This window comes from uncultured Aquimarina sp. (assembly GCF_947495315.1).
Classification (GTDB): Bacteria; Bacteroidota; Bacteroidia; order Flavobacteriales; family Flavobacteriaceae; genus Aquimarina.
In genome coordinates this window covers 24918-31295 of record NZ_CANLYD010000028.1, presented here as the reverse complement: position 1 = coordinate 31295, position 6378 = coordinate 24918, and the positions used below count along the sequence as shown (strand labels likewise).

Genomic DNA, 6378 nt, shown 5'->3' with positions numbered 1-6378 from the left:
GATCCAATCGTTGCTTTTTTTTGCAAAGATCTTATTCTATTTCCAATTCACACACAACTTTTGAGAATGATCCATTAAATCCGTGTTATGAATACACAAGTATTTTATTAAAACCCGAAATAAGATCTTGTTTCTGTTCAGTTGATTTTTAATACAAATTCTTTCAATAGAATTTGCTACTGCATTTTTCCTACTTCTTTTTACGCCCTATATAGGTTGTATTAAAGTTTATAATGTTTTTTGTTTTGCTCAGTTTTTTTACCCGCTTATTGAATTTTTTTTCGGTAACAACTTCCATTTACTTTTTATATTAGCGTGGATTTCTTGACGTTTTTCAATACATTCTATAATAATTTCCTCTTCGTTCTTATTAGTGATTCCTTTGTCTAAGTCATATTCTGAATAGGTAACCATACCTGGAACTATATTAAATGTTAAATCCCATTTTTCAATTCTAACTCTATGAAGTACTTCTACATCAATAGTTCTTGAATAGAAAATAATATTACTATTCTTTGGTAAAAAAATGTCTTCATTGATCAAAACAATATCATCCAAACTATTCTTATCATCCATATCGACACCTAATGGATTTTTATTAGTAGTCAATTTATAATTGAATTCACCTAATATGTTATCTGACCCAGGTAATCTTATAATCCAATCTTTCTGAGTTTTAATTAACTCTACTGCAACAATCTCATTATCTTTTTTAGATATCTCAATACTTGAAATAATAATAGCGCTTAAAAGCAGTATGGTAATGATAATTTTCATGGTATATTCAATTTTAATATATAAGTTAAAGAACAAAACTTATATCTCATTCTTTTAATTATAGAGCGTGTATTTAATTATCCAAATCAAGTCTCACATTCCAATATCTCCAATACTACTAGATAGTACAATAATAGAGATATAACAACTCTATCTTTTCATATTTCAAATTTACATACAGATGAATAATCAAAGGGATTGTTACACTTATTGGTACGATTTAGCTCTTTAAATAAAATAATGAGCTTTTTTATATAAATATGAATTGTTTACTTTCTTTGGATAATCTACATAAAGTTAAAACGACCGATAAACAATTCATAGAAATTACGCGATAGAATACTTTGAATTTATAAAACTGTAACAAACATTATTTATAATACTCTATAAATAAACCAAAACAATAGAATATTATGAAACTTATCCCGCAGAAATATCTTCATTTCTTTTTATCAGTCATCTTTTTTAGTTCTATTAGTTCTTGTAATAATAGAACCAAAAAAACTAGTACTAATATTATTACATCGTTTAGTGGACAAAGCATCTCATTTTCAGAAATGGATCAATTTCTAGAGTCGCAAATGGACTCTATAGGAATCCCTGGGCTATCGATCGCTATTATAAATGATGCAAAAATAGTTTACCATCGTGCTTTAGGGCTAAAAGATGTTGATACTCAAGAAAAACTAAATGAAAAAACACTTTTTGATGCAGGTTCAACGTCTAAAACGCCATTTGCATACCTGGCATTAAAAATGGTAGATCAAGGTATTTTAGATTTAGACACTCCATTATATACCTATTTACCTTATCCCGACATAGCCCATGATGAGCGATACAAACTTATAACAGCTCGTATGGTATTAAGCCATACTTCTGGTTTTCCAAATTGGCGATTTTTTAACGAAGATGGAAAATTGGATATTAAGTTTACTCCTGGAACAGGATTTAAGTATTCCGGAGAAGGATTCGAATACTTGGCAGACGTACTTGCACATCTAAAAAATATAGAACGGAACGATCTTCAGAAAGTCTTTGAAAAAGAGATTGCTATTCCCCTAAACATGCATAATGCTTATTACGTATGGAACAACTATGTAACAAAAAATAGAGCATCAGGTCATTTTGAGGGAAAAGTAAACCCTGGTTGGGGCGCTAACAAAAAGAAACCTGATTTTAGAGCTTCTTATAGTCTTCAAACCGAAGCAGTAAGTTATGCTGGTTTCATTATTGGTTTAATGCAAGAAAAAGGTTTAGAAAAGAATACGTTCGATGAAATGTTTAAAGTACATGTAGAAAATCCAGAAGAAGAGGAAGGCGAAGATCAAGATAATCGTTCTTGGGCACTAGGAATGGTAGTCAATCCTACTATATATGGCCCTTTTTATGGTCATAGTGGTGGTAATTTGAGTTTTACCTGTGAGTATCAATTCTCTAAAGAGAAAAAAATAGGATATGTGTTTTTTACGAACTCCGAATTTTCAACGGAACTTGATGAAAAGTTAGTAGCTTTTCTTATGAAAAAATGATATTAGTTTAACCTAACGAACTGCTAAACACAGTGCTAATTTTAGAGGAAAGTGAATAATAAACTTTAGTTTCACCTAGCAAATGACACTAGAGTTTATTAGCTGTAACTTAGTTTATATGAGTCGTCCAGAAATAGGTTGACAGTTTTAAAATAATTAAATCAGATCACTTACCTGCGATTTTTAGAAAAAGAACCTAAAGTTAATCTATAACTACCAAACCGAATATTTGTTATTCTTCTTGAATATAAGAAACTCAGAGGAAATCTGTGGATATTTTAAAAAATGTAGAGACTAAGTCTGTTTTCACCCAGTTTCTTATGATAAGATTAATATCCATAACTCCTCTTTCTAACAAATCATTACAAAGAAAATCTTTGATCATTTTCTGATTTAATTCCCCCTTGGTTTGTAATTGTTTGTCTTTTAGTCTCCTTAAAACATTTAATTCATTATTTATTAAATGTTTACCTATTCTAAGTTCGATAATGTCTCGTTCTTTTGAACTCCAAAACGAGCTTGTAATTTTCCAAGTTAAAGATATTGATTAAAAATGTAGTATTAATCCTACTTAATAAACGTAATTACGCATTAACAATGTTAAAATAACATTTTTATACGATAAAATACACAAAAAATTTGGTGGTTATGAATTTTGCACTATCTTTACAAAGTGAAAATGAGTTAGTGCTTTCATTATCCCCAAAATGAAAGTTTTTATAAAAAGTGAGTTTTAATTTTAGAATAAGCCCCTAAATTAAGATGATTTGTGTGAAGAAAAAGAGCGTGGAGACGCTCTTTTTTGTTTGTCTATATATTTCAGGAAGAAACAATTACATTTTTAGTATCTAAAGAACTGTTTTAAAACAGTTCCCCCCAATATTCCCAAACCTTGTTTACATACAAAATAATAAATGCAATAGAAACTACAAATTTCACAAAAGTGCCGGCCAGAAACCCTAAAAAAGATCCAAAGGCCGCTTTTAATGCCTTAGAAGAATCATTACTGTCCTTAATTAACTCTCCAACAAAAGCACCTGCAAAAGGACCAATAATAATACCAAAAGGGCCTAAAAACAGCAAACCAATAATAAGTCCAATAGAACTCCCTATCATCCCATATTTTGTTCCTCCAAAACGTTTTGTTCCCCAAGCGGGAACAATATAATCCAATACCCAAACGAACACTGCTATAGCCAATGTGATTCCCAGAAAAGTCCAGTTCTGAGGAATGACATCTGTAAAATCAAGTATTAATAAACCAACCCAAGATGTTAACGGCCCTGGCAATACCGGTAGAAAACTACCAATAATACCAACAAGACATAAAATAAAACCAATAATTACTAATGCTATATCCATAGTAACTAATTAGACTCAGAATATTGTTTTTTGTTACGGTTAAATAAAATATTACTAACCTAAATAATTAAACTTTAGGTAACATCTAAAGGCTATAGACAAATTATTTTTGTCACTATAAGTATAAATTTTTAACCAACTAATCTACCCTCCAAAATCATGATACAGTTCCTGAAAGTTATCCCTATCTTTTTAATTGGATTTAATTTCTATGCACAAAATAAATCTACTACAACTAAATGCAAAGACAAAACCATAGAACGTGTTCGAAAACATTGCGTCTGCGATGATATTCAGCGGTACGTTAAAGAAAACTACAATATTTTATCTGTATCCTCCTATGCGCAATCTGGTCTTAATCGTATTTATATAAGATTTAACATTACTAATGAAGGGCAAATTAGTAACATACAAGTTAAAGGATTTTCACCAGAATTAGAAAAAGAAGCTTTTAGAACATTAATGTCATTTCCTGATATTATTCCAGCAACTTCTGCATCAGAAATCGATATGGATCCAGAAGATTTTTACAATATATTAATTCAGTTTGAGATTAAAAACACCATCACAAACCTATAATCCAAAATCTGTAAGCCTTTTCAATAACTATTAAAAGCCCTCTACAAAAAAACTACTCTGGAAAAGTAGAATATTTTTTAACTAAATTCTTAGTTAAAAGAAAAAATTACATATATTTGCCATTCAACTAATATTTTAGTTGAATCAATTTAATTAAATAATATTGGGGTCGTCAATCTGAGTCTTCTTAATTCTTTTAAAGATTAATAATATACAGACTCAGAATTGACATTGCATTCTAATAATTTTTAAAATATACAATATGTTCCATTACTTACTTCAGGTCATAATATTTCAGCTCCTATTTCTTGTGATATACGATGTTTTACATAAAAAGGATACCTTTTTTAACTGGAACCGATTGTATCTGATTGCTGTTCCATTTCTATCTTTGATATTACCATTTATAGAAATTGATTTTTTAAATTCAAGCTCGGCAGAAATTTATGTATCGAATATAGAAAGAACTATTATAGCTTCTACTAAAACCATCATTCCTAACATAGATCAAACTGAAGCTATCTCAAAAACGTCTGCTCAATCAGTTAATTGGTGGTTGGTAATATATCTTTTTGGAATCGCAATCAGTATTGTGCATCTTATACTCAAATTCCATAAACTACATATTTTAAGAAATGTTTCTCGTATATCTAAGGTATTTGACAAAAGAATTGTGGTACTCCCTAATAGTTCTCATGCATTTTCATTTTGGAACACTATATTTTTAGGAGATTCCTTAACAGAAGAAGAAAAGAAAAATATCATCTCACACGAGCTGGTTCATGTAAACCACAAACATACTATTGATCAAATAGGAATAGAAATATTAAAGATATTACTATGGTGGAACCCATTGATCTATATTTACCAAGCACGGATCACTTTGCTTCACGAATATATCGCAGACTCCATTACCATTAGCAAAGTCAATCAAAGAAATTATATAGAACAACTACTTAATGCTGCTTTTCAGACAGAAAAAGTAACATTCATCAATCAATTTTTCAATCAATCATTAATCAAAAAACGAATACTTATGTTACAAAAATCCCAATCAAAATCTATTGCCAAATTTAAATACCTACTTTTAATACCGGTAATTACAGGCATCCTCACCTACACCTCTTGCAAAGACACTGATACTACTAAATCAACCGAATCTTACACTACTCAAGAGAATGAAAAAGCAGATAATCAACCCGATTGCTTAAATAAAGACTCTAAATATGATTATAAATTAGACAATTATTTAAAAATTACCACAGGTAAAAATGCAGAAATATTTGCGAAGATGGTTTCTTTAGAGACATCAGAAGTTATCAGAAAAGTTGTTATACCTAGATCTCAGACCTATTTCATAAGACATATTCCTGAAGGAGTTTATCGTATAGATGTTGTTTATGGTGAAGAGTATATTCAGAAAAACATTGATAGTTCTTGTGCTGGTTTCTTTAAAAACGTATTACTTTCTGAGACGGGAGAAGATATTCTTGATTTTACAGCATTTGTAACCGATAAGGGTAAAAATGTGCCTTCATACGCTTTAACAATAGATTTACTTCCGGAAGACTTACGAAACAAAAATGATCATTCTCTATCAACAATTAATAATGGTGGAGACGAAAAAAGTCTGGAAGTCGCTCAAAAACTTGCGGAGCAGTATCGTGATAAAATATCACCAAGAGCAAATGAAATTTCCAAAAAAGAAGTTGAACCTATCTGCGCAAACCAGGGAGATACCAAATACGATTACAAAATTGACAACTACTTGAAGTTTACGAGTGGAAAGAATGCAGACATTATTGTCGACATCGTTTCCAATAAAAATGCTGAAGTCGTAAGAACACTATATTTACCTAAAAACAAACAATATTATGCTCGAAATATTCCTAGTGGAACATACCACTTGAAAATTATTTATGGAGAAGGGTATCAGGAAAACTCAAAAGATGGAAAATGTGAACTTTCTTTCAGAAAGAAATTAATGGAAGAAAAAGGAGAGGATATTCTCGACTTTAACGTGATTAAAACACCAGAAGGCATCAACGTACCTTCTTATGCTATTACATTAGATATGCTAGAAGAGTATAAAAATTAATAGAGTAAAACAGAAAGTATTAAAAACTAAAAG

At 30.1% G+C, this 6378-nt stretch carries 5 protein-coding genes; 3 read left to right on the top strand and 2 right to left on the bottom strand.

Annotation, left to right across the window (positions count from 1 at the left end):
* Positions 1–258: 258 nt before the first annotated feature.
* On the bottom strand, positions 259–777 hold the full coding sequence (locus Q0910_RS28260; RefSeq protein WP_299224108.1) for a hypothetical protein: 519 nt from the start codon (positions 775–777) through the stop codon (positions 259–261).
* Between the two features lie 413 nt (positions 778–1190).
* Between Q0910_RS28260 and Q0910_RS28255 the strand changes: the two genes are divergently transcribed.
* Positions 1191–2306, top strand: a complete 1116-nt coding sequence (locus Q0910_RS28255; protein WP_299224105.1) for a serine hydrolase domain-containing protein — start codon at positions 1191–1193, stop codon at positions 2304–2306.
* Positions 2307–3167: 861 nt separating this feature from the next.
* Here the strand turns inward: Q0910_RS28255 and Q0910_RS28250 are convergent.
* Positions 3168–3668 carry a DUF456 domain-containing protein gene (locus tag Q0910_RS28250; protein ID WP_299224102.1) on the bottom strand — a complete coding sequence of 167 codons (501 nt, stop codon included), beginning with the start codon at positions 3666–3668 and terminating at the stop codon, positions 3168–3170.
* A gap of 159 nt (positions 3669–3827) precedes the next feature.
* Between Q0910_RS28250 and Q0910_RS28245 the strand changes: the two genes are divergently transcribed.
* Both Q0910_RS28245 and Q0910_RS28240 read left to right on the top strand, forming a co-directional pair.
* A complete protein-coding gene (locus tag Q0910_RS28245; RefSeq protein ID WP_299224099.1) occupies positions 3828–4247 on the top strand; it encodes a hypothetical protein in 420 nt (139 codons plus the stop codon).
* Between the two features lie 262 nt (positions 4248–4509).
* Positions 4510–6345, top strand: coding sequence for a M56 family metallopeptidase (locus tag Q0910_RS28240; protein ID WP_299224096.1), 1836 nt, complete (start codon positions 4510–4512; stop codon positions 6343–6345).
* Positions 6346–6378: the final 33 nt, after the last annotated feature.